Source organism: Aureivirga marina, from assembly GCF_015767265.1.
GTDB lineage: Bacteria > Bacteroidota > Bacteroidia > Flavobacteriales > Flavobacteriaceae > Aureivirga > Aureivirga marina.
Genome location: NZ_JADPIB010000001.1, coordinates 319,542 through 346,005, shown reverse-complemented (window position 1 = coordinate 346,005; position 26,464 = coordinate 319,542). Strand labels below are relative to the sequence as shown.

The window sequence follows — 26,464 nt, the reverse complement described above, 5'->3', positions numbered from 1 at the left end:
TAAGAAATGAAAAGCATTAAAACAAAACTTTGGATTCCTATTATTGCGTTAGCACTTTCAGGAAGTGTTTTCGCACAGACTTCGGCTAAAAATAAAAGAATTTTAGATAAAATTGTGACAATTCCTTATGTTATAGAACGAGTTACAACTTTAGCTTCTGATGAAATGGAAGGAAGGTTAATTGGAACAGATGGAATAGAAAAAGCTGCAACTTATATTGAAGAGAATTTTAAGAAAATTGGTTTAAAACCATTTGATGGAAAAACTTTTCGTCAACAATTTGTAGCAAAAGATATTCCGATGGAAAATATTATCGGAGTTTTAGAAGGAAAAACTAAAAAAAATGAATTTGTAATCTATTCTGCACATTATGATCACATCGGATATATTGGTGGAGAAGGAAAAGAACATATTGCAAATGGTGCAGATGACAATGCTTCTGGAGTTACAGCTTTATTTGGTTTAGCAGAATATTTTAAAAAAGTTGGAAATGAAAGAACAATTATTTTTGTTGCATTTTCTGGAGAAGAATCTGGACTTTTAGGTTCAAAACATTATGCAGAAACGATAGATGCTGATAAAATTATTGCTGGAATAAATATTGAAATGATTGGTAAAATTTCTTCTTTTGGAGTAAAAAGTGCTTTTTTAACTGGATTTGAGCGTTCAAGTTTAGGAGAAATTATTCAAGAAAACTTAAAAGGAACAGAATATAATTTACATCCAGATCCTTATAAAAGATTTAAATTATTTTACCGCTCAGATAATGCTCCTTTAGCAAAAAAAGGAGTTCCTGCTCATACTTTTTCTACAGATGCGATTGATAAAGACAAACATTATCATCAAGTAACAGATGAGGTAGAAACATTAAATATGGAAAATCTTATGCATGCAATTAAATTGATTGCGATAGGAACAGAAGAAATTGTAAATGGTAAAGATACACCAACAAGAGTGAAATAATACAGCAATTTTGAATCATAAAAAACACCTTTCTCTAAAATAAGAAAGGTGTTTTTATTTTAAATATATAACAAATGTTATAGTTATTTCTGTTTTTGCGTTTTACCTTTGCAATATGAAAGTAGATTATATTATTGTTGGTTTAGGTTTAGCAGGTTTGGCTTTTGCGGAACAATTAAGAGAACATGGAAAAACATTTGTTGTTTTTGAAGATAATTCACAAACATCTTCTAATGTTGCTGGAGGAATGTATAATCCAGTAATTTTAAAGAGATTTACACCTGTTTGGAACGCTGTTTCACAATTAGAATTAGCGATGCCTTTTTATAAAAAAATAGAAGAAAAATTTGAATCACAATACGATTATCCAATAGAAATTTATAGAAGTTTTAAATCTATTGAAGAGCAAAATAATTGGTTTGCAACTTGCGATCATCCTGCTCTTTCTGAATTTATGATTCCGAAAGTTATTCCAAATGAAAACGAAGCTGTAAATGCGCCTTTTGGTTTTGGAAAATTACAACATACAGGAAGGATTTATACAAAAAAACTATTGAATGATTATAAAGCTTTTTTAAGAGAAACCAATAGTATTCGTGAAATATCTTTCGATTATGATGATTTGGTTTTTACGGATAAAATTGTAAAATATCAAGATATTACAGTTTCTAAAATTGTTTTCTGTGAAGGTTTTGGATTAAAACAAAATCCATTTTTTAATTATCTTCCGATGCAAGAAGCAAAAGGTGAATTAATAACGATTAAAGCACCAAATCTAAAGATAGATTATTTATTAAAATCAGCTGTTTTTGTATTGCCATTAGGAGATGATTTATATAAAGTTGGAGCTACTTTTAATTGGAAAGATAAAAGTTTAGAACCAAGTGAAGAAGGGAAAAATGAATTGGTAGAAAAATTAAAAACTGTTATCAATGTTCCTTATGAAATCATAAATCAAACAGCTGGAATTCGTCCAACAGTAAAAGATCGAAGACCATTAGTTGGTGTACATCCTCAATATAAATCATTAGCAATTTTAAATGGTTTAGGAACTCGTGGGGTTATGATTGCTCCAACTGCTGCTAAAATGCTTTATGAATTTTTAGAAGAAAATAAAGAAATCGATAAAGAATATTGTATTAATCGATTTGAGAAATAAAAAAAGGGAACTTTAAAGTTCCCTTTTTCAGTATTTAACTTTTAATAAATTTAACTCTTTTTGTTCCTTTGTCGAATTGTGCTTCTAAAAAGTAAACTCCTGAAGTTAAATCAGAAATATTTATTGCAGAATTATCTCCTGATAATTCTTTTACAACATTTCCTCTAATTGAAATTACTTTGATTGATTTTAATGTAGTTGCAGAATTTGTTTCCACTTTTAAGATATCAGTAGCAGGGTTAGGGTATACTGAAAAAATAGTAGAAATTCCGAATTCTTCATTATCTAATAATTCACCACCTTCTTGGTAGTTATGAGCTGCTAAAGCATTTTTAATTCCAACATAGAAATTAGGCTCAGTTGTATCATTATCATTGTAAGCAACCATTGGGTGACCAGTATCAGGATCTGGAACAAACATGATAAAGAATGGGATTCCAGTTACATTATAAGTATTAAATAACGTACTAATTGCATCATTATTTGAAGATCCATTAGCTGATGCAGGAACAGTAGGATAATGTAAGTTTAAGTCAGTATCCCATTCTGTGATTGTTTCACAAGTTGAGCTAGCTCCACTTACATTTTGGTATAACATTCCAAGAAAAATTACATCTTCTTGATTTTCACCATATAATTCATAAAGTTCTTGAATATAAGGTGCTGCACTTTGGCATGGTCCACACCATTGTGCACCCATATCTACAATAACTGCTTTATTTTGTGCAATTAAATCATGTAAAGTATAAGATGCTCCGTTACAATCTGTAACAGTCCAATTTGGAGGTGTTTGTGCGTTTATACTTAACGAAATTAAGAATAAACAAAAAAGTAATAGTTTTTTCATAATAAAATATATTTATAATTAAAATTATTTGAATATAATGTAAAAAAAGTATTACTTGCTATAGAAAGCTCAAAAAAGATAAGATAATATAAAGAATGGTTAATATTATAGAAGTTTTATTTCTTTGCGCCTCGCTTTGTCGGATTGTATTTTACGAAAATATTGATCCAAATTAAGCGAGCCAATCTTAAATTTAAAGGCATTGTTAAAAATAGAGCAATAACAATTGCATAGAAGCAATCTAAAAGAGAAGAAAAATTTAAAATAAACCTTGCAATGATAAAAGCAGCAACACCAATTGCTACAGTTAGAGCATAATTTACATACATTGCTCCATAGAAAAAAGAAGGTTCAATCATGAATTTTAATCCACAGTTACTACAAGTTTCATTTGTTTTTAAAAGCTTTTTTGGATTCAAAGTCATTTTATATTCAAAAAAATTGCCTTCTTGACATCTTGGACATTTGTTTTTAAAAATACTGTAGAAAATAGAACCTTTTTTCATTATTTAATTTTTTGGTTTAATTATGGTTTTTAAGGTATTTTAGAAAGAATTAATATAGTTTTTTCATTTCAATTACTGAAAATAAAATAATAGTTTTGCAAAGTTAAGCTTTTATTTACAGAGCTGCTTTTAAGATTCTCAGAAAAACATGAAAATCAAACAAAAATCAGTTCTTAATATACAATTACAAATTCATGGTTAATATACATAATGTAACAGTTACTTTTGGAGGAGAAGATTTATTTTCAGGAATTACTTTCAAATTAAATGCAGGAGATAGAGTAGGACTTGTTGGGAAAAACGGAGCAGGAAAATCTACTCTATTAAAAGTTTTAGCAAAAGATATCGAAAACGATGGCGGAACACTTGCTTTTGATAAAGATGTAAAAATCGGATTTCTTCGTCAGGATATTGATTTTGTAAAAGGAAGAACAATTTTAGAAGAAGCATATCAGGCTTTTACAGAAATTAAAGAACTGGAGAAACAGTTAGAAAATATTAATAATGAATTAGTTTCAAGAACAGATTATGAAAGTGATTCTTATAATGAATTAATCATAAAACTAAATGAAACAACTTCAAGATATGAACTTCTAGGAGGATATAATTACAAAGGAGATACTGAAAAAATTCTTCAAGGTTTAGGATTTAAAAGAGAAGATTTTGATAAGCTTACGGATACTTTTTCTGGAGGTTGGAGAATGCGAATCGAATTGGCGAAATTACTACTTCAAAAGAATGATATTTTACTTCTGGATGAGCCTACGAACCATTTAGATATTGAATCGATTATTTGGTTAGAAGGATTTTTAAAGAATTTTTCAGGAGTTGTTGTATTGGTTTCGCATGATAAAATGTTCTTAGATAATGTAACAAATCGAACGATTGAAATTTCTCTTGGAAGTATTTATGATTATAAAAAACCATATTCTCAATATTTAGTTTTAAGAAAAGAAATAAGAGAGCAACAGTTAAAAGAACAGAAAAATCAAGAAAAAGAAATAAAGCAAACAGAACAACTTATCGAGAAGTTTAGAGCGAAAGCAAATAAAGCTTCGATGGCACAATCTTTAATTAAAAAACTAGATAGAGTTGAAAGAATTGAAGTAGATGTGGAAGATAACGCAGTGATGAATGTGCAATTTCCTTTATCGAAACAGCCTGGAAAAATTGTTGTTACAGCAGAAAATGTTTCTAAGAATTATGGAGATAAAAATATTCTTCATGATGTAAGTTTAATGATAGAAAGAGGAAGTAAGATTGCTTTTGTCGGTCAAAATGGACAAGGAAAATCAACTTTAGCAAAAATTATCATTGGAGAAATTGCTCACGAAGGAAACATGAAGCTTGGTCATAATGTAGAAATCGGATATTTTGCACAAAATCAAGCAGAATATCTAGATGGAGAGAAAACGTTATTACAAACAATGGAAGATGCTGCAAATGATGGAAATCGAATTAAAGTTCGTGATATGCTTGGTTCTTTTTTGTTTAGTGGAGATGATGTAGAAAAGAAAGTAAAAGTACTTTCTGGAGGAGAAAGAAATCGTTTGGCTTTATGTAAAATGTTATTAGAACCTTTTAATGTTTTAATAATGGATGAGCCGACAAACCATTTAGATATTGCTTCTAAAAATGTATTGAAAAAAGCATTACTAAATTTTGAAGGAACCTTAATTTTAGTTTCGCATGATCGTGATTTCTTACAAGGATTAACTTCTAAAGTTTTTGGATTTAAAGATAAAGTTATCAAAGAATATTTAGGAGATATTGATTATTTCTTAGAGGAACACAAAATTGAAAGTTTACGTGAAGCAGAAATGCGAACAAAAGTTTCTGAAGAAAAGGATGTAACAAAAAAAGAAGCATATCAAGCACAAAAAGCTTCAGGAAAAGAGATAAAACAAATAAAGAATAAGATTTCAAAAATTGAAAAAGAGATTTCAAGATTAGAAACAGAGATTGAAAAAGATGATGTAAATCTTGCTGAAAATTTTGAAGAAATTTCTCAAAATCCAGACTTTTTTAAAGAATATGAAGCAAAAAAGAAAAAGCTAGAAGATTCGATGGAAGAGTGGGAAGTATTAGAAGAAAAGTTAGCAGAATTAGAAGGATAAATTTTAATTTTGAAAAGATGATATTTTTAGAAAAAGTACATAGTAGAATTCAGAAAATAGAACTTTCAGAAATAAAAGTTAGTGGCGTTTCGTTATATATTAAGCGAGAAGATGAATTGCATACTTTTGTTTCTGGGAATAAATTTCGAAAATTAAAATACAATATTTTTGAAGCACAGAAGCAAAATAAGAAAGTTCTTTTGACATTTGGTGGAGCATATTCAAATCATATTGCTGCAACTGCATCAGCTGGAAATTTATGTGGATTTAAAACTATTGGAATCATTCGTGGAGAGGAACTAGCAAATGATTTGGAGAAAACTTTAGCTTCAAATCCAACTTTAAAATTTGCTGTGGAAAATGGCATGCAGTTGGAATTTGTAACAAGATCTGCTTATCGAGAAAAGAATACAAAAGAATTTATTGAACAATTAAAACAAAAATTCGGAGATTTTTATTTGGTTCCAGAAGGAGGAACAAATGATTTAGCTGTAAAAGGTTGTGAAGAAATTTTGACAGAAGAAGAAAAAATGTTTGATTATATTTGTTCGGCTGTTGGAACGGGTGGAACTATTTCTGGCTTAATTAATTCGAGTAAAAATCAGCAAAAAGTTTTAGGCTTTCCTGCGTTGAAAGGCGACTTTTTAGAAAAAGACATAAAAAAACTTATTAACAATAATAAAGAGAATTGGCAACTCATTCATAATTATAATTTTGGAGGTTATGGAAAAATTAACAAAGAGTTGATTATTTTTATAAATAATTTTAACTTACAGTCCAATATTCCTTTAGATCCGATATATACCGGAAAAATGTTGTTTGGAATTGTAAAAATGATCCAAAATGGATTTTTTGAGGCAGGTTCCAAAATTTTAGCAATTCATACTGGAGGATTACAAGGAATAGATGGGATGAATAAAATTTTAGAAAAAAAGAAATACCCTTTGATTGTAAAATAATATTTTCCTTATGATAAGGTCAACCAATTCAAAAATCACAAAATCACTTTAACCAAACATAGCTTATGAAATTAAAAACGATTCTATTGTCCGCGGGAGTATGTTTATTATTAATATCATGTGGAGGAAATAAAAAGACAGTTTCTAGTAGAAAATCAAACAAACCAGCTACTAGTGAAAGAAGACTATCTGATTATGAACAGACAATAGTTTATATTGAAGAATATAAAGAAATAGCTATTGAAGAAATGGAAAAATATGGAATTCCAGCGAGTATTACTTTAGCACAAGGAATTCTAGAATCAGGGAAAGGGAAAAGTCAATTAGCATCTAAATCTCATAACCATTTTGGTGTAAAATGCCATAAAGATTGGAAAGGACCAAGAGTGTATCATGATGATGATAGAGATCAAGAATGTTTTAGAAAATATAGACATCCAAAATATTCTTTCCGTGATCATTCATTATTCTTAGTTGAAAGAGATAGATATGCTTTCTTATTTGAATATAAAATTACAGATTATAAGAGGTGGGCAAAAGGTCTTAAAAAGGCAGGTTATGCAACGGATCCAAAATATCCAACGAAATTAATTGCGATTATTGATAGATATGAATTGCATAAATATGATAAAAATATCAAACCTCTTCATCAAAAGAAAGATAAAGTAGTTAAAAACTCTGGAAAAATTCACACAGTGAAGAAAGGAGATACTTTATATTCAATTTCAAGAAAATACGGAGGAGTAAAAGTAGATGCAATTAAAAAACTGAATAAATTAAAATCAAGCAGTTTAAAAATTGGTCAAAAACTGAAAATTCCAACAAGATAAAATAGAAAAGAAAAGCTCTCAAATTTGAGAGCTTTTTTATTTAGTTAAATAAAAATTCGCTATGATTATAAATATCTTTAATGAAATAATAAAGATATACAAAACTTAAAATCAACTTCAATAGCGTAGAGAATAGAAATCCTACAAAACTTCCCCAAGCAGCTTTTAAAGCCTTTTTATGATCTTGTGAGTTCTTGATTAATTCTCCAACAAAAGCTCCAACAAAAGGCCCGATAATTACTCCGATAAAATTGAAGAAAATAATTCCAACGATTAATCCGATTATGGAACCCCAAACACCATATTTTGTTCCACCATATTTTTTAGTTCCTAAAGCAGGAATGACATAATCGAGAACAGTTACGATGATTGCAATAATCAAAGTGATGATGATGAATTTTGTTTGAAAAGGGATAAAATCGGTTACATGAAGAATTAATAAGCCAAGCCAACTCATAATTGGACCAGGAATTCCTGGAGCAATTGCACCAATGATTCCAAGTAAAATAAAGATGGAACTTAAGATGATTAAAACAATATCCATAAATTTTCTTTTGAATTTTAAACAATTTTTAAAAATAAAGCTCTAAGATACTTAAATTGTTTTTGTTAAATTTATATAGAGTGCTATTTCCTTAGTATGAAAGATAAAATGTAATTTTGAAGAAATTTCAATTATGATAGTAAAAGTGCCATATTACATTGTATTAATTTTCATTTTAATGTCCTGTAAACGGAACCAAAATCCTAAGCCATTAAAAGAAGAAAATGTTCAAATTGATTCGATTATAACTATTCAAAATATTGATGCATTTCCATTGTTTGAAGTTTGTGATAGTTTGGAAACAAAAGAAGTGCAAAAAGAATGTTTTATTCAAAATATTTCCAATAAAATTTATACTTCTTTACATGAAGAAAATTTTAAATCAAAGAAAAAATTAAATGATACAATTCAATTAATTATTAAAGTTGATACAGTAGGAAATTCACATTTGACAAAAGTAGTTTCCAGTGAATTAATTAAAGCAGAGTTTCCGAGATTGGATAGTGTTTTATATGAAACTGTAGAAGTTTTTCCGAAAGCAAAACCAGCTACTTCTAGAGGAATTCCAACGAATATAGAATTTGAAGTTCCGATTATTATAAAGAATTAAAAAAAAGAGTTGAAAATTAATTCAACTCTTTTTTAGTATTTTATGTTTTAATTTAAAATATGAACATTTAAATCTGGATCATATTGTAAAATGAAATTTCCGTAGTTTTCAAAGCTTTTTGAAGGTTTTTGTTTGTATTCGAATTTTGTTCCAATTCTTCTTGAAACACCTTCCTCGAATGAACCATAAATAGATCCATCTGTTAATAATCTACTCAAAATATCATAAGTGATATCAAATCCTGAAATTGCATATTTTGTTGGAGTTCTAAAGTTTTTTACTCTATAATTATCATAGAATTTTTGAACTTTTTCATCTTCCATATTTACATATTCAGCACTTGGGAAAGTAAAGCTTAATTTTCCTAATAAATTTAAATCAATAAAGTTATAATGCATTTCTTTTAATAAAGAAAACAATTGAATATCATATGTATCAATAATGTTTCCTTTCGAATCTTCTTTAGGTTCATAACCTTCTTCATATTTTGCATCCACGTCTTCTAAATCTAATGTACTCAAATTATTGATAGAATTGATAATTACTTTATTAGGACTTGTAATTACAATAATATTTTCTCTTTTAGAATCTAAACTGTCAAATAAATCTTTACGTTTGATATATTTTTCTTCTTTAGGATATAATTTTACAATAGAAGCCAAAGAATCAATTGATTTAAATTTCGATTCAATTTGATTTAATTTAGAAATGTTTTTCTCACTAGAATCACCAATTAAAATGATGTTTTGATCATCAAAAGTTTCTAGTAAATATTCGATAATTGTATTTTCTAAACCATCTTTTTTAGGTGCAGCTTTAATCAAGTTTTCTCCAAATAATTTGTTAGAATATTTTTTAGAAAACATTGGAGCTACAATTGGAATATTTTTGTTTTTATTGGCTGTATAACCAGCATTTTTCAAATAAAAAGGACCAATGATTATGTCTGCTCTAGATAAATCATTTGATTCATTTAAAGAATCTATTTCCTTGATAGAATTTTCTGTATCTAAAACTTTAATTCTAATATTCGCACCTTGTTGTCTTAAAGAATCTACAGCTTCGATTGCTCCTAAATAAAAATCAGTTGTAATATTTAAAACAGATCTTTTATTAAAATCATTGATTAAAATTGAATCATTCAGCTTTGAAGTTTTAAAAGGAAGCATTAAATAAGCATTGATTTCTCTTGACGTATCGATATCATCTTCGAATTGTTTTTTTTGCATAAAAGGAAGCATTTCAACTTCTTCTTTTACAACAATTTCTTGTTCTACTTTTAAACCTTCCACTAATTGTGGATTCATTCGAATTAATTCCTCTTTTGAAATATTAAATTTATTTCCTAAACTGTAAAAAGTATCTCCCTTGACAACTTTATGATAAGTTTTTTTAATGCTTTTTACTCCACCTTTTGGTTGAACAACAACAGTTTTTTCAACCATCATTGGAATGATAAGTTCTTGATTTAAATCCAATTCATTTGATTCTAGTTTATTTTTAATCATGATTGAATCTAAAGAAACATTGTATTTTTTTGATAAAGCATAAAGATTATCACCAAGTTTTACTGTATGAATAGAGTCAACATGAACCATCATTTTCTTTGTGATTGGTTTTCTTTTAACTTTAGTAACTCTAAGATTTTCATCAGATTTACCTGTTTCTAACTCTTTTTGCTTTTGTTGTAGTTCTTCAATTCTCTTTTTTAGCTCCTCTTTTTCTTTGTCAATTTTTTCTTGAGGACTTATTTTTTGAACTACAACTTCATCTTTAAATGAAGCATTTCTATCATAATGTGGATTTGGAATAATAATCATTGTATTTGCTTGTGGTTTTTTGTCCACATCAGGATTTAACTTTAGAAGATCTTTCTCTTTAAGTTCATTATCCTTTGCAATACTTTTTATTGTTTCACCTTGCTTTACTTTATAAGAAATATATTTCTTCTGAGCTTGAGCACTGGCAGAAATTATAACTAAAAACGTCACTATAAGAAGAAGTTGTAGTTTTTTCATAATCTAAAATTTTTTATTCCCATTCAATTGTTGCAGGTGGTTTTGAGCTTATATCATACACAACTCTATTAACACCTTTAACTTTGTTAATAATTTCGTTTGATGTTTTTCTTAAAAATTCATAAGGCAAATCTACCCAGTCGGCTGTCATACCATCTGTTGATTCTACTGCACGCAAAGCTACGACTTTTTCATAAGTACGTTCATCTCCCATAACTCCTACAGATTCTACAGGAAGAAGCATTGCTCCAGCTTGCCAAACGTTGTTATACAAATTCCATTCCTTTAATCCATTTATAAAAATAGAATCTACTTCTTGTAATATTTTTACTTTTTCTTCTGTTACTTCTCCAAGGATTCTAATTCCAAGTCCAGGCCCTGGAAATGGGTGTCTTCCAAGAAGTTCTTCATGAATACCTAAAGATTTTCCAACTCTACGAACTTCATCTTTAAATAACATTCTTAAAGGTTCTACAACTTTTAATTTCATGAAATCTGGTAAACCACCAACATTATGATGTGATTTAATTGTTGCAGAAGGTCCTCCTGTTGCAGATACAGATTCGATTACATCTGGATAAATTGTTCCTTGACCTAACCATTTTGCATCATCAATTTGGTGTGATTCTTCATCAAATACTTCAATGAAAACACGTCCAATAATTTTTCTTTTTTGCTCTGGTTCTGTTACACCTTTTAAAGCAGAAATAAATTTATCAGAAGCATCAACTCCTTTTACATTTAATCCCATTCCTTCATATTGCTTTAAAACGCTTTCAAATTCTCCTTTTCTTAAAAGACCGTTATTTACAAAAATACCTTGTAAATTATCTCCGATTGCTTTGTTTAATAAAACAGCAGCTACAGTAGAATCTACTCCTCCAGATAAACCTAGAATAACTTTATCATTTCCTAATTTTTCTTTTAATTCAGAAACAGTTTCTTCAATAAAAGAATTTGGTGTCCAATCTTGAGAAACCCCAGCAATATTTACTAAAAAGTTTTCCAATAATTTTTTTCCATCTGTAGAATGATAAACTTCTGGGTGGAATTGAATAGCAAATGTGTCTTCTCCTTCAATTTTATAAGCCGCATTTTCTACATCTTTTGTAGAAGCAATCATTTTATAATGATCTGGTAACTCTGTGATTGTATCACTATGACTCATCCAAACTTGGCTACCATCATTAATGTTTTCAAAAAGAGTTTCTTCTTTATCAATGAATGATAAATGTGCCCTACCATATTCTCTAGTTTTAGAAGGAGCTACTTTTCCTCCATAAAAATGTGCAAGATATTGTGATCCATAACACACTGCTAGTAATGGTAATTTTCCTTTAATGTTTTTTAATTCAGGGTGAAGAACGTCCTCTCCTCTTACAGAATATGGACTTCCTGACAGAATAACCGCTTTATACTCTGAGGTATCTTCCAATACAAAATTGTATGGTTTAATTTCGCAAAATATGTTGAGTTCTCTAACTCTACGTGCAATTAATTGCGTGTATTGCGATCCGAAATCTAATATTAGTACTTTGTGTTGCATTCGCAAAAGTAAAATAATTTCAAAAATTAGATGTTCTTTTAACCATATTTTTTCTTCACATTAAAAGAATTAATAAGATTTTGTTCACAGAATGAAAATCCATTTCTTTGAAAGTTAGACTTTAATATTAACTATTTCTCTTTTGTTAGACAAAAATAGAATATTTTATTTCAATATGTAACTAATTTCAACTCAATCTTCTTTCTGCAAAAACTCTTGAGAATTTGCTGCTTTTTCTTTCTTTTTATAATCTTTTCAAGTATTTAATTTTTGATTTAAAATTAAATAGACTCTCTATTAAAATTAGAGATTAAAAATGTAAATACCTAATCTATAGTAAAATAAAAGAGGTTATTTAATTGTAAATAACCTCTTGTTTTATGTTATGAAAAATATTTTAAAAATTAATCTTCAGTGAAAACCATTTTTGCTCCTTTCCATGTATTTCCTAATCTGGTTAATCCCATGAAATTTACATTAAACTCTGAAAACTCATATAATTGAGGTAAATCTAAAGCACTTAAATATGTACCAGGTTTTTGCCAATCATCAAAGTTTGTATTGATAGTTCCATCATTATTGAAATTTAAAGTAAGTTTTAATTGAATACCCCAATCAGCAGCTAAAGTATTTCTTATAAATCTTCTATTTAAACCACGTGCTGTAACATTTATGTGATTAATATAAACTTTTTGAGGAGTTTGAACAATATAGGTTACAGGCTTTTCTCCATCTAATTTTTTCATTAAAGACTCAGCATTATCCCAAACATTAGACCAAAACATTTCATTTAATTTTTCTGCTTCTAATTTGAAGTTTCCAATTTCTCCAACTAAAGGTATATTCATAATTTCATGAACAATTATATCATCTGTAAAAGGAGTTTGTGGAATATATGGATTTGGAACATTTTCTCCAAGGTAAGGAATATTACCTATTAAATTTTCATTATATCTTTTATTTCCATAATAATATGTTCTTTGACCATTAATTAAACCTTCATAATTTGGAATTTGATTTGGTGCTTCAGCTGCAAAGCAAACTTGATCAATAGCTAATGCAATTTCATCAGCTCTTTTTCTATGCCAAGTTTCAAATCTTGTTCCAAAAACTGTAACTCCAATACTTTGTTGATGTTTAGACTCTAATCCAACAGATTTATAAACATAATAATCTTCATGCCAAAATAATATTCTTGTTCTACGCTTATCGTTATGATATGTAACACATAGTCTTCTAACTCCATTAGTAAGTTGTTCCCATGATCCACATGGATCTGCATCTCTTAAAGCTTGCATTTCATCAAGTAAAGTGAAAGTATGTTCATTTTCTAATTCCCAAGATGACACATTTGAATTATTACCATTTCCGCTTCCACCACCTACACAAGGAACGGTTTGTATATAAGCATCCTCTTCATTATATCCAAAATCATTATCAGCTGTAATAGGAGCTTCAGTTGTATTTAGTTCAAAACATGGCTGATCTAAATTATATAAGATACTAGGAGCATAAGCAGTTATATTATTATCTATTTGAAATTCTCCTCTTACAATACCTGGTTTTAATTCCTCTGATGTATCTAAATTGTTATTTGAGATATATGTATCCAAATCTTTTTGATTTTTAACATCACAAAATAAAACTCCTATTGGTGTATATCTATACAATGTGTTATTTACAATTAATTCTCGTTTTACAGTTAGAATTGATGCAAAAATATGATCTGAAATTATACCATCATCATCACTCAAAGGTCCACTATGAGTACGTTTTCTTTTTTCTTTAGCCCATTCTTTAAAAAGAGATTCATTTGCAAAATCAAAATATGGATTTAATGGAACAAAACCATCGTGATAAAAATGATTTAGAGCTTTAGATATTTTTTCTGCATCATCAAATCCTTTTAAATGATTAACAAAATCTCCAACGTGTTTGTTACTATTAAATTTTAAAATACCATTTTCTATGGTTGGAAATAGAGTTGTTTCACGTTTTAAATGTTTAGAAGTTTGTAAATTTTGAGTTTCTGTTAAATCGTCTTGTGTACAAGAACTTACGACTAATAATAATAGGAATAACTTTCCTAATAATTTCATTTTCTTCATTTTTATTTATATTTAATTATTCTTTTAAAACTTAAAGTATTTTTATTCATCGATTCTTTTGAAGAAACAATAAAATATAATTCAGTATTCTCTTCATTTATAATTCGAAGAATGTTTTCATTATTTAAATTCTCTATGGATATTAGAGATGATTTTGCAATTTTGATAGGTTAATAATTAAATTATTAGCTTATTAAATACTTATATTTTCCAAAAATGTTAGATTTTAATGAAGAAGAAATTTCACTCTTATCACTTCTTGAATAAGAACATACAATTAATAATAAAAGGAGTTTTTCTAGCAATTTAATTTGTTTCATTTTTATTTTAAATCATTAATTATAATTACTTTATATTTCTCTTTAATTAAAGACAATTCTGTGTGAAATTGTAAATAAATAATAGAAATATTATAACTATATTTTGATTTATACTTATTTTGTAGATAAATATCTAACTAAAAATATATTTTATAAGAATTTTAATTATCTCTAATTTTAAAAGAATTATAATTAATAGGATCTTTATTTTTAAGAATATAAAAATAAGTTAGATTAAACATTTAAAGTTTTAATACTTTATCAAATTATTCAATAATAAATAATTTAATTCAAGAACCTTTAAAATTGTATTATTAATTTATCTTTTTGAATAATGATAGGATTATTCAAATTAAGAGGTTTCTTAATTATTAAGAAATCAATTAAATTAAAAAGTGTTTATAAATACAATGTAAATTGAAAAGATTATTGTTAGCAATTTTTTAATAAAATAATCAAACCTTAAAAATATTAGGACAATTAAAAATTTAATATAATTTTATTAAATAAGATTATGGATATATAATTTTTTCATAGCATTTAATTTTTTCATAGTAATTTTTAAAAAAGAACAATTTAAAATATTTTGTTCTTCTCTAGGAGGCTAATTTATAAAAAAATATTAAAAATTAATACTTTTTTGTAAAATATTTTTTATTTTAATGTTTTATTCTTAATAATTGGTTATTATTTACTATAATAAGTATCATAAAAAATTATAATTTACAAAAGCCAACAATTTAATATATTTAGAAATTAGATAATATAAAATGATATATTTATAATGATTTAAAATAAACATATCATTTTTATTCAAATTTAATTTAGTTAATAATCAAATTATCAGACTATAAATGGTAAAATTTTGATATTTTAATGATTTTATAAACTAAATTAATTCTTTGTAGTTTAATTATTTTTTTTAAAGATTAATGTAAACTCATCTGATGAATTTATTGGGGGAACAATAATACGTAATTCGGAATTATCTTGATTAATTTCATATCCCCAGAAAACGTCATCAAAACCTTCAGTGCCTATTATTTTAAGAGTATTTTCATTGTATTTCTCATATTTACCTTGTGCATTCGGTATAATTTCACAATTAGAATCATATTTTATTACTTTAAAATTTCCTTCAGAAGTAAATAGATAACCATCTTTTTCGCAATTTTCTGTATGTTGATAATTTGATGTTTCTCCTTTATAAATACTTTGATATAAATCCCATTTTCCAAAAATGTTTTCAGGTAATGTCGAATTAGTATTATCATCGTCTTTTGAACAAGAAACTATGATTAATAATAGGAATAATTTTCCAAGGAGTTTAATTTGTTTCATCAGTATTTAAATTTAATTATTTTCTAAAATTATTATTAATTCTTTTATTGAATTATCTATTTTTTATATTAATAATCAAAATAAATTTGAATAAATGATTTCATTTAAAAATAAGTTTTAACATTGTTTATAATAATTATTGATCATTTAGAAAAATTATTTTGAATCAAAAGATAAAAATTTGAATATAAGATAAATAAAATAAAAGAGGTTATTTATAATTAAATAACCTCTTGTTTATATAGAACTTTAAATAGTTTTATTCATTAAGCATTGCCCAAAGTTTATCTTTCAATTCTGTAATTCCTGTTTGTGTTACAGAAGAAATGAACACATGTTCTAAATCATCAGGTAATTCTTGTGATAATTCTTCTTTTAATTCGTCGTCTAACATATCCGATTTTGTGATTGCCAATAAACGTTGTTTATCCAACAATTCAGGATTGTGTTTTTTCAATTCATTTAAAAGAATTTTATACTCATTTCTCACATCATCCGAATCTGCTGGAATCATGAATAATAGAGTAGAGTTTCGCTCAATATGACGTAGGAAGCGATGACCTAAACCTTTTCCTTCAGCAGCTCCTTCGATAATTCCTGGAATATCTGCCATAACGAAAGATTGGAAATTTCTATATTGAACAATTCCAAGATTTGGCTTTAAAGTAGTGAATTCATAATCTGCAATTTTTGGTTTTGCAGACGTAATAACTGAAAGTAGGGTAGACTTTCCTGCATTTGGAAATCCAACTAATCCAACATCAGCTAAAACTTTTAATTCTAATAAAAACCAACCTTCTTCTGCTGGAATTCCAGGTTGTGAATAACGTGGAGTTTGGTTTGTGGAAGATTTGAAATGCCAATTTCCTCGACCACCTTTTCCACCTTCACAAATAACAAATTCTTGATGATCTTCTGTTAATTCTTGTAGAATTTGATTTGTTTCACCATCACGAATAATAGTTCCTAAAGGTACTTCAATGATAGCATCTTTTCCATCTTTTCCAGTACTTCTACTAGAACCACCATCACCACCATGTTCTGCTTTAAAGTGTTTTTTAAATTTTAAATGATATAGAGTCCACATGTGTTTACTTGCTCGAACAATAACATGTCCTCCACGACCTCCATCACCTCCGTCTGGACCACCTTTTTCAACAAATTTCTCACGGTGTAGGTGCATAGAACCTTTTCCACCTTTTCCAGATTTAGCATGGATTTTTACATAGTCTACAAAATTCCCTTCTGTCATATCTCTATATCTTTTATGATAAAAACAATTTTAAATTGATTAAGCATCTAGTTTATCAAGTACGTTGCTTAAACGACCTGTGATTTCTTCAATACTTCCAACACCATCTACTCCGAAATACTCATCTTTTGCTTCGTAATAATCTTTTAAAATAGCTGTTTTTGTATTGTATTCTTCAAAACGATTTTTGATTTTTGAAACATCTTGATCATCTGTTCTTCCACTAGTTTTTCCTCTTTCTAAGATTCTATCAACTAGTAAATCTTCAGGAACTTCTAAAGCAACCATTCCGTTAACTTTAGAACCTTTTGTTTCTAAAAATTTATCAAGAGCAACAGCTTGCGATTCTGTTCTTGGGAAACCATCAAAAATAAATCCATTTGCTTCTGCATTTTTATTTACTTCTGCTTCTAACATACTAATTGTAACTTCATCAGGTACTAAATTTCCATCATCCATGTATGTTTTTGCTAATTTTCCAAGTTCAGTTTCATTTTTGATATTATATCTGAAAACATCTCCAGTTGAAATGTGAACAAGGTTATATTTATCTTTTAAAATTTCTGCTTGTGTTCCTTTTCCTGCACCTGGAGGTCCGAATAATACAATGTTTGTCATTTTCTTTGGTGTTGTCAATTTATAAATTGAAGCTAAATTTCTTCCTAAACCATTATAATCTAAACCATATCCAACAATAAAATCATCAGGAATTTCCATTCCTACATAATCTACTGGTAAATCTTTTTGGTAAACATCCGGTTTTAAAAATAAAGTAGCTGTTTTTAATTGTTTTAAATTTTTGTCTGCTAGAATTCTGTATAATTCTTCTAAAGTATTACCTGTGTCAATAATATCTTCAAGAATAATAACAGTTCTGTTTGTTAAATCTTCATTTACCCCTACAAGTTGTTTCACTTTTCCAGTACTTGAAGTTCCGTGATATGAAGCTAATTTAAGAAATGAGATTTCACATGGAAAGTTGTATTCTCTTATGAAATCCGCTACAAATAAGAAACAACCATTTAATATTCCAATGAATAATGGAGTTTCATCTTGATGATCTTTTTCTACTTGTCTAGCTAAAGAAACTACTGCTTCTTTAATGGTCTCTTCTGAGATATATTGCTCAAAATACTTGTCGTGTAGTTTTATCATTTTCTCAAATTTTTCAATTCTCTACAAAGTTAAGAATACATTGATAAATTCAATTAGAATTTTCAATTTATCCTATTCAAAAACAGTAAGTAAAGAACGTTAATTAGTAATTTAGTTGTGTGTGTTGTTGTTATTAAAAAAAATAAAAACCGTCTTGATAAAAATCAAAACGGTTTTGCAAATATAGTTATTTGAATTTATTTTTCTTCAGTTCCTTTATTTTTAGTTGAATCGAACATTACTGGCGTTGCAACAAATAAAGAAGAATAAGTACCAGTTAATACCCCGATAATTAAAGCAAACATAAATCCTTTAATAGAATCTCCTCCAAATAAGAAGATAGCTAGTAATACGATTAATGTAGTAATAGAAGTATTAATTGTTCTTCCTAATGTACTACTTAATGCTTTGTTTACAGTTGTATTAAATGACCATTTGTTATCTAATTTTGAGAATTCTCTAATTCTATCGAAAATTACCACGGTATCATTGATTGAATATCCTACTACTGTTAGTACAGCTGCGATGAATGATTCGTCAATTTCCAAATCGAAAGGTAAGAATCTATATAATAAAGAGAATACAGAAAGAACGATAAGAACATCATGAACAACTGAAACGATAGCTCCAATTGAGAATGATACTTTCTTGAATCGAATTAAGATATATAAGAACATTACGATGATAGATCCTAAAATAGCCCATTTTGCAGCAGTTTTAATATCATCAGCAATTGATGGTTCTACTTTAATAGAACTCATAATTCCGATTGTTTGTCCATCATATCCACCTTTGAATTGATCAAAAGTTGTTCCTTCTGGTAAGTAAGGTTTTAACCCTTCGAATAATAAGTGTTGTACTTTATCATCTACTTCTGGTCCATTTTCATCAATTAAATAGTTTGTTGTAATTTTTAATTGATCTGGAGTACCATAAGTTTTAACTTCTGGAGCAGCATTAAATTCATCTTGTAAAGCTTCAGATACTTCAGTTGCACTTAATGTTTGTGCAAATTTCACAGTATAAGAACGACCTCCATCAAAGTCAACTCCATATTTTAATCCTTGTGTAAATAAAGAAACGATACCAGCAATAATAATAATTGAAGAAATTGCATAAGCAACTTTACGTTTCTTTAAGAAGTTGATATCGATATTACGGAACCATCCTTTAGTTAAGCTAGTTACGAATTCTAATGGTTTATTCTTCACAACATTTCCATCAACTAATAATCTTGTGATGAAGATTGCAGTAAATAATGAAGTTAAAATACCAACGATTAATGTGTAAGCGAATCCTTTTACTGGTCCAGTTCCAAAAGAATATAAAATGATACCAGTTAAGATTGTTGTTATGTTTGCATCTAAGATTGAAGATAAAGCTCCGTTAAATCCATCTTTTACAGCATCATTAAAAGTTTTACCTCCGTTTAATTCTTCTTTAATTCTTTCGAATATCAGTACGTTCGCATCCACGGACATACCAATTGTTAAGATAATACCCGCAATTCCAGGTAAAGTTAATACAGCTCCAAATGCTGTTAATACACCAAAGATAAATAAGATGTTTACTGCTAATGCGATATCAGCATAAACTCCCGCTTTTCCGTAGTATACAACCATCCAAACTAAAACTAAAGCTAAAGCTAATAAGAATGAGTTTACAGAAGCATCAATTGCTTTTTGACCTAAAGATGGTCCAACAACTTCTGATTGAATAATATGTGCAGCAGCAGGTAATTTACCAGCTTTTAATACGTTTGCTAAATCTTTTGCTTCTTCAACTGAGAAGTTTCCTGTAATAGAAGTTCTTCCTCCAGTAATTGCATCATTTACTCTTGGAGCAGTGTAAACATAATCATCAAGAACAACTGCAACGAATTTACCTACGTTTGCACCTGTTAATTTTGCCCACTCTTTAGTTCCTTTAGAGTTCATTGTCATACTTACTTCAGCATTCACACCAAATTGGTCAAACTGCTGAGAAGCATCATCAATTACATCTCCTTCAATAGGAGCAACATCATTTCTATTTGATTTAATAGCATATAAAGAAATTAAATCTGAATTTTTATTTGGCTTAGCATCCCATAAGAACTTCGCATACTTCATATCTGTTGGAAGTAAAGCTCTTACTTGTCTGTTAGAAAGATATTCGTTTACTTTTGCAGTATCAGATACTTTTGCATATCCAACTAAAGAACTAAGTTGATTTGCAGATTGAGGGATGTTTGGTAATAAATAAGAGAATAAATCTTTGTTTTTATTAGCAGCTAAAGAATCTGTAACTTCTCCTAATAAATTATCGATTTCATCTCCAGTTGCTGTAGAATCTTTAGCAACTTCTTCTGAAGTTTCTGTTCCTTTTGCTTCTTTAGCTTTAATAATTTCAGCTACTTTACCGTTAGCAGCAATAAAGAATTGAGAAACATCTGCATTTGTATATACTTCCCAGAATTGTAATTCTGCTGTACTTTGTAATAATTTTTTTACACGATCGATATCTTTAGCTCCAGGTAATTCGATTTGAATTCTACCTGATTTTCCGATTCTTTGAATATCTGGTTGTGTAACTCCAAATTTATCAATTCTTGATCTTAATACTTGGAAAGCTGTACTAATAGAAGCAGAAACTTCTCCTTCAATAATAGGCTTAACTTCAGAGTTTGATAATTTAAAGTTAATTCTTTCTCTTAATTGTTTGTTACCGAAAATAGAAGGATCACTTAACTTTACAGAACCTTTACTAGTTTCTTCGAAAGCTTCAAAGAACAAGTTTAAATAAGTGTTATCACTTGATTTTTGTGCTTGATCTGCTTTTGCTAAAGCTTCTAAGAAAGCTGGATTTTTCGAATCATTTGATAATCCTATCAAAATATCTTTTACAGACACTTGTAGAATAGCATTGATTCCTCCTTTTAAATCTAATCCTAAATTAATAGATTTATCTTTTATATCATTATACGTAAAAGAAGTAAATCCTAAATCAATTGCAGGCTTGTTGGCAACAGAATCTAAATAAATTCTTTCAAAGTTATCTAAACTTCTAGCATCATTTTCCTGAGCATGCTCCTTTGCATAAGCCTTTGCTTGATCTTCTATTCTATTCGTAAAAAATGTAAAAGATAACTGGTATAAACTTACTATTCCGAAGAGAATAGCAAATACCTTAATAAGTCCTTTGTTTTGCATCCTTTTATTTTAATTTAAATCTACTTAAATGTTCTAAACGTGCAAATATATAATTTCAAAAAGGAAAAGCCAATTTTTTTTAATCTTAATCTTACTCCTTTCATTTTCTGAAAATTATTGAGAAATCAACCATTTTTTTTAATAATTCCGTTGAATTATTTAATTGGGCTTAAATTATTTCATCTTTTTTATGATTTTGTTAAAATAATGAAACACTTATTTATACAGAGAAAAAGAAAGATTTTTAGTGAATTAGAAATTTACTTCCAAAAGATATCTAAAACAAAAAAAAATAGGAGAGAAGTAACTCAAAAAATTACCTTTAAATAGATAAGTTGAGATAATTTTATTTTTAAAAATAAAATGAAAGTTATATTAAAAAAATGAGATTAAAAACAGAGAAAAATTGGTTGGATTTGAATTAATAACATAAAAAAACTCTCAAATACAAAACGAAGTATTGAGAGTTTTTATTTAATTTTTATAGAATCAAGTAATTCTACATAATCTTCTTTATGTAATTCTACCGAATTGATTCTGTTGAAGTGTGCTTTGGAAATCAATTCATTAAGAATATCGTATTTTTCTTTCAGTTCTTTTTTTCTTTTCCCTGATAAGTTTGGGTCTTTTAAAGATTCCGTCAAGAAATATTGACATTTTTTGACGTATCTTCTGAATTTATACTCTTTAAAGCTTATTTCAATTTGGACTTTAGCATATTTCCAAAATAAACTTGCTCCAATTGCTATAGATGGAGATAAGTATAAAAGTAAGTTTGAAATTAATGGATGACTTGTCAGGTTTTCCGAAAGCACAATTAACAATGCTCCTCCACTTCCTCCTGCAATCGTTCCATCAATGTTACTCTTTTTCGAAATAATTTTTTCATCCATCATTTTTAAATGATTTTATGGTTAAACGAATATTGCATCAGGTGACGTTATTCGTAGCATATCCAATCAATTTATTGATGTCTTTTTCTGTCGGATTGTTATTAAATTCTATTTGTTTAGTCTTGTTTAAAGATTTAGAAAGCTTTTCATATTTTTTAATTAATGCTTTGTTTGCTTGTTCTAAATCTTCTAATTTTTTTACGATTTTATCCTTTTCATCAGCTTCTAAAAGTTGTTGCTTGTGATTTTCAATTTCGTTCATTTTAGATTTAATCTCTAAAATTTCAGGATGATTACTTTTATCTTTATTGATGATGTTTATTGTAATTTTGCCTGTAGCATGAACTGTATTTCGTTCTCTAGAAAATTTTAGCAACTTTAGAAATAATGGAGATAAAAAACCTATGGATAGAAAAATAATTACCAATGTACTACTCATATCGTTCCTTATTTTTAATTAAAAGAGATTCATAGAATATCATATCCTATAAATGCTCCATTTTTTGTTATTAATTGGTTTACTTTCATGATTTTAAACTTTTTCAATACGAAAATATAATTTTTTAACAAAAAAACAATACGGAAAATTAAAATATTGAAATTTAGCTTATTTATTTCTTTAAAAAATGAATATTTAGCTTTATAAATATGTAAAATAATAGAATTTCTACTATTTACAATAAAAAGATAAAATGATTTTTAATTTAATTTTAAAAATGTGAAGAAAATAAAGTTTAAGTAAAGTTAGACTAAATCATAAAGGATACTCAAAATTTAATCGAACAATGATAAATGTCTTTTTTGCTAAATTTCTATTTACTAAATTGCGATTCTAAATTTTATAGAGAATGGAATTTTTAACAGATATTGAAATTGCACAACAAACAGAGTTGTCGCATATTAAGAATATAGCCGAAAAATTAAATATTGAAGAAGATAATTTAGAAATGTACGGAAAGTACAAAGCAAAACTTCCTTTAGATTTAATCGATGAAGAAAAAATCAAAAACAACAACTTAATTTTAGTAACAGCTTTAACACCAACTCCAGCAGGAGAGGGGAAAACTACTGTTTCTATCGGATTAACTGAAGGTTTAAATAAAGTTGGAAAACAAGCTACAGTAGTACTTCGTGAGCCTTCTTTAGGTCCTGTTTTTGGTATTAAAGGTGGTGCTGCCGGAGGTGGACATTCTCAAGTAGTTCCAATGGAAGATATCAACTTACATTTTACTGGAGATTTCAATGCTGTTGAAAAAGCAAATAATTTACTGGCTGCTTTAATTGATAACAATATTCAAAGTAAAGTAAACAATTTAAATATTGATCCAAGAACTATTCTTTGGAAACGTGTAATCGATATGAATGATCGTGCTTTACGTCAAATTACAATCGGTTTAGGTGGAACTGCAAATGGAATTCCGAGAGAAGATGGATTTAATATTACTCCAGCTTCAGAAGTAATGGCAATTCTTTGTATGGCTACAGATTTTGAAGATTTAAAGAAACGTTTAGGAGATATTTTTGTTGGATTTACATTTGATAAAAAACCAATTTTCGCTCGTGATTTAAATGCTGAAAATGCAATGGCAATTTTATTAAAAGATGCTATTAAACCAAACTTAGTTCAAACTTTAGAAAAGAACCCTGCAATTATTCATGGTGGACCTTTTGCGAATATTGCACAAGGAACAAATACAATTATCGCTACGAAAATGGGACTTTCTCTTTCTGATTATGTTGTAACTGAAGCAGGATTTGGAGCTGATTTAGGAGCAGAGAAATTCTTAGATATTAAATGTCAAGCTGCTGGATTAAATCCGAAAGCTGTTGTGTTAGTTGCGACAATCCGTGCTTTACGTCACCATGGAGGAGCAACAAAAGATGAATATAACACACCATCTTTAGAAAGAGTAACTGAAGGATTCAAAAACTTAGAAAAACATATCGAAAATATTCGTAAGTTTAATATTGAACCAGTTGTTGCATTAAATTCTTTCATTTCTGATTCAGAAGAAGAAGTGAACTTCATCATCGAGAAATGTGCATCTTTAGGAGTACAAGCTGTTGTATCTGAAGGATGGGCAAAAGGAGGAGAAGGAACTCAAGAATTAGCAAAAGCTGTTGTAAATGTTGTAGAAAATAAAGCTTCTGAATTCAAACCTTTATATAACTGGAATAGTTCAATAAAAGAAAAAATCGAAACAATTGCCCGTGAAATTTATGGAGCAGAAGGTGTAGATTTTGAACCAAAAGCTATTTTAAACTTAAAAAGAATTGATAGATTAGGATTTAATGATTTTGCTGTATGTATGGCGAAAACTCAGAAATCTTTCTCTGATAATGATAAATTAATTGGAAGACCAACTGGATTTAGAGTAACAGTTCGTGAAATTGAAATCGCAGCTGGGGCTCGTTTCGTAATTCCAATTTTAGGAAAAATGATGCGTATGCCAGGATTACCAGGTGTGCCTGCTTCTGAAGGAATGGATATTGATAACAACGGTGTTATTTCAGGACTTTCTTAGAGAATTAAAATATATTTAAAATGAATTATCATAGGTAATTTATTCATTTATAAGAAATGAAAAAGCCGAGCATTTGCTCGGCTTTTTTTAGTACTTAATCTTGCTTATATTAATTTTTATCCCAGAAAAGCTTTGTAGTAAGCAAGTCACCTCCAATAGCACTAGCTGCTTGTTGGTAACTTTGAGGATTCAATGTTTGTTCGTTAATTGGATACGTATATCTAGTAGGTACAATATCAACTTCAGCTCCTGAAGGTGCTTGTAACATTGGATAATCTAATCTTCTGTACTCAGTCCACCCTTCAAAACCTCTGTTATAAAGAGCTAACCATTTTTGTACTCCAATTTTTTCTTTGTAAGTACCAGCAGCAGTATCATAATTTACATCAGGATTAGCAAGATAATCAACAGCATCTGTCAATGTTCCTCCCCAATATAAAATAGACTCTGTTACTCCTAAATCATAATATATTTTTGCATCTGATGTAGAACCATAAAATCCTCTTTCAGCAGCTTCCGCTAAGAAAAATGCAACATCAGAGAATGTCATTAAAACTCCTTTTGCATCTGGAGCTACAACTTGTTCAGAAACGTGTGTGAAGTTATTATAAGTATTACTTGCTCCGTAAATACCTCCTTTATAAACTACCATTCCATTTTCCATGATATTTCCATCAAAATAATGCATTCTTCTTGGATCTTCTAAATCGTTCATGATATCCGTAATAGTATTTGCAGGAACGAAGTCATTTCTTCCAGATTGCACTAAATCAACCCAAACAGGATTTGTATTAGGTGGAGAAATTAAATATTGGAAAGTTGCATTATCTGCATTTGATTCAAAAGCATTTGGAGCTGCTTCATTGATTGCAGTTGTAATTGCAGCTGTTTCAGAACTAACATCAGCTAATCTCATTGCTAATCTAATTTTAAGAGAATTAGCAAATTTATACCATCCATTAGTATTTCCATTATAAACAATATCTGCATCACCAAAACTTGTTACTGAAGTATCAAAGTCATTAATTGCTGCATTGATTCTAGTTAATAAATCTTTATAAATAGTTAATCCATCATCATAAGCAGGAAGTGGATTATCAATATTTAGAGCTTGAGAATAAGGAATATTTCCAAAAATATCCACTAATACTTGATAAGTATAAACATTTAAAACTTCAATAATTGCTAATTTATTGATTCTTTCTTGCTCTGCATCAGGATTATTAACGTCAATTGCTTGCTCCATAATAAGCCTTTTAGATTCATCTAAATCTTTTAAAACTCCTAAATAAAGTTGACTGTAAACATTTGCAGGAATTGTTCTAGTAACAATATTATAGTTAGATTCATCAATATAAGTTGTTTGTGTCCAATATTGAGAAAATAATCTTAAAACGTTAATATTTACATTAGATGAAGTTAAGTGATCAACAAGATTCTTTTCAGCTTCCGTAAATAATGTCTCCCCCGGAACTATTTGAGGGTTTTTTTGGTCGACATTAAGATCCTGTAAGTCTTTGGTACAACCAACAGTTGCCGCCATTAATAATAATAATATATATAGTCTTTTCATAATTTGC

Annotated in this window: 20 protein-coding genes; 7 read left to right on the top strand and 13 right to left on the bottom strand. The window is 28.2% G+C overall.

The features are described from left to right. Positions 1-6: 6 nt before the first annotated feature. Positions 7-963: a M20/M25/M40 family metallo-hydrolase gene (locus I1A51_RS01635; protein ID WP_196890633.1), complete on the top strand. Its 957-nt coding sequence runs from the start codon at positions 7-9 to the stop codon at positions 961-963. A gap of 115 nt (positions 964-1,078) precedes the next feature. After that, positions 1,079-2,122, top strand: a complete 1,044-nt coding sequence (locus I1A51_RS01630; RefSeq protein ID WP_196890632.1) for an NAD(P)/FAD-dependent oxidoreductase — start codon at positions 1,079-1,081, stop codon at positions 2,120-2,122. A 34-nt stretch (positions 2,123-2,156) separates the two neighbouring features. Here the strand turns inward: I1A51_RS01630 and I1A51_RS01625 are convergent, their stop codons facing one another. Together I1A51_RS01625 and I1A51_RS01620 are read right to left on the bottom strand one after the other, a co-directional pair. Next, complete coding sequence (locus I1A51_RS01625) at positions 2,157-2,969, bottom strand: T9SS type A sorting domain-containing protein (RefSeq protein WP_196890631.1); 813 nt, start codon at positions 2,967-2,969, stop codon at positions 2,157-2,159. Between the two features lie 116 nt (positions 2,970-3,085). Further along, positions 3,086-3,475, bottom strand: a complete 390-nt coding sequence (locus I1A51_RS01620; protein WP_231373929.1) for a DUF983 domain-containing protein — start codon at positions 3,473-3,475, stop codon at positions 3,086-3,088. Positions 3,476-3,669: 194 nt separating this feature from the next. On the opposite strand from I1A51_RS01620, the gene I1A51_RS01615 reads away from it, so the two are divergent. From I1A51_RS01615 to I1A51_RS01605, 3 genes are all read left to right on the top strand, one after another. After that, complete coding sequence (locus I1A51_RS01615; RefSeq protein ID WP_196890630.1) at positions 3,670-5,592, top strand: ABC-F family ATP-binding cassette domain-containing protein; 1,923 nt, start codon at positions 3,670-3,672, stop codon at positions 5,590-5,592. Between the two features lie 17 nt (positions 5,593-5,609). Next, on the top strand, positions 5,610-6,551 hold the full coding sequence (locus I1A51_RS01610) for a 1-aminocyclopropane-1-carboxylate deaminase/D-cysteine desulfhydrase (RefSeq protein ID WP_196890629.1): 942 nt from the start codon (positions 5,610-5,612) through the stop codon (positions 6,549-6,551). A gap of 65 nt (positions 6,552-6,616) precedes the next feature. Beyond that, positions 6,617-7,381, top strand: a complete 765-nt coding sequence (locus tag I1A51_RS01605) for a glucosaminidase domain-containing protein (protein ID WP_196890628.1) — start codon at positions 6,617-6,619, stop codon at positions 7,379-7,381. Between the two features lie 40 nt (positions 7,382-7,421). Here the strand turns inward: I1A51_RS01605 and I1A51_RS01600 are convergent, their stop codons facing one another. After that, entirely contained in the window at positions 7,422-7,925 is a 504-nt protein-coding gene (locus I1A51_RS01600) for a DUF456 domain-containing protein (RefSeq protein ID WP_196890627.1), read from the bottom strand. Between the two features lie 178 nt (positions 7,926-8,103). Here I1A51_RS01600 and I1A51_RS01595 point away from each other — a divergent pair, with 178 nt between their 5' ends. After that, on the top strand, positions 8,104-8,535 hold the full coding sequence (locus I1A51_RS01595) for a hypothetical protein (RefSeq protein ID WP_196890626.1): 432 nt from the start codon (positions 8,104-8,106) through the stop codon (positions 8,533-8,535). 47 nt (positions 8,536-8,582) lie between these two features. Here I1A51_RS01595 and I1A51_RS01590 read toward each other — a convergent pair whose 3' ends face one another. The 9 genes from I1A51_RS01590 to I1A51_RS01550 all read right to left on the bottom strand — a co-directional run bounded on the left by I1A51_RS01590 (position 8,583) and on the right by I1A51_RS01550 (position 22,798). Further along, positions 8,583-10,553: a LysM peptidoglycan-binding domain-containing protein gene (locus tag I1A51_RS01590; protein WP_196890625.1), complete on the bottom strand. Its 1,971-nt coding sequence runs from the start codon at positions 10,551-10,553 to the stop codon at positions 8,583-8,585. 13 nt (positions 10,554-10,566) lie between these two features. Continuing rightward, entirely contained in the window at positions 10,567-12,099 is a 1,533-nt protein-coding gene (guaA, locus tag I1A51_RS01585; RefSeq protein WP_196890624.1) for a glutamine-hydrolyzing GMP synthase, read from the bottom strand. Between the two features lie 404 nt (positions 12,100-12,503). Further along, the gene (locus I1A51_RS01580; RefSeq protein ID WP_196890623.1) at positions 12,504-14,198 is read right to left on the bottom strand and encodes a hypothetical protein; all 1,695 of its coding nucleotides are present in this window, start codon (positions 14,196-14,198) and stop codon (positions 12,504-12,506) included. 1,238 nt (positions 14,199-15,436) lie between these two features. Then, the gene (locus I1A51_RS01575) at positions 15,437-15,868 is read right to left on the bottom strand and encodes a lipocalin family protein (protein WP_196890622.1); all 432 of its coding nucleotides are present in this window, start codon (positions 15,866-15,868) and stop codon (positions 15,437-15,439) included. Positions 15,869-16,127: 259 nt separating this feature from the next. Further along, positions 16,128-17,120, bottom strand: a complete 993-nt coding sequence (obgE, locus tag I1A51_RS01570) for a GTPase ObgE (protein ID WP_196890621.1) — start codon at positions 17,118-17,120, stop codon at positions 16,128-16,130. Between the two features lie 39 nt (positions 17,121-17,159). Continuing rightward, positions 17,160-18,275, bottom strand: a complete 1,116-nt coding sequence (locus tag I1A51_RS01565; protein WP_196890620.1) for an adenylate kinase — start codon at positions 18,273-18,275, stop codon at positions 17,160-17,162. A 197-nt stretch (positions 18,276-18,472) separates the two neighbouring features. Next, entirely contained in the window at positions 18,473-21,466 is a 2,994-nt protein-coding gene (gene secDF, locus I1A51_RS01560) for a protein translocase subunit SecDF (protein ID WP_196890619.1), read from the bottom strand. 470 nt (positions 21,467-21,936) lie between these two features. Further along, a complete protein-coding gene (locus tag I1A51_RS01555; RefSeq protein ID WP_196890618.1) occupies positions 21,937-22,362 on the bottom strand; it encodes a hypothetical protein in 426 nt (141 codons plus the stop codon). Positions 22,363-22,396: 34 nt separating this feature from the next. Next, positions 22,397-22,798: a hypothetical protein gene (locus tag I1A51_RS01550; protein ID WP_196890617.1), complete on the bottom strand. Its 402-nt coding sequence runs from the start codon at positions 22,796-22,798 to the stop codon at positions 22,397-22,399. Between the two features lie 409 nt (positions 22,799-23,207). Between I1A51_RS01550 and I1A51_RS01545 the strand changes: the two genes are divergently transcribed. Then, the gene (locus tag I1A51_RS01545) at positions 23,208-24,884 is read left to right on the top strand and encodes a formate--tetrahydrofolate ligase (RefSeq protein WP_196890616.1); all 1,677 of its coding nucleotides are present in this window, start codon (positions 23,208-23,210) and stop codon (positions 24,882-24,884) included. 109 nt (positions 24,885-24,993) lie between these two features. Here I1A51_RS01545 and I1A51_RS01540 read toward each other — a convergent pair whose 3' ends face one another. Continuing rightward, positions 24,994-26,457, bottom strand: a complete 1,464-nt coding sequence (locus I1A51_RS01540; protein WP_196890615.1) for a SusD/RagB family nutrient-binding outer membrane lipoprotein — start codon at positions 26,455-26,457, stop codon at positions 24,994-24,996. Positions 26,458-26,464: the final 7 nt, after the last annotated feature.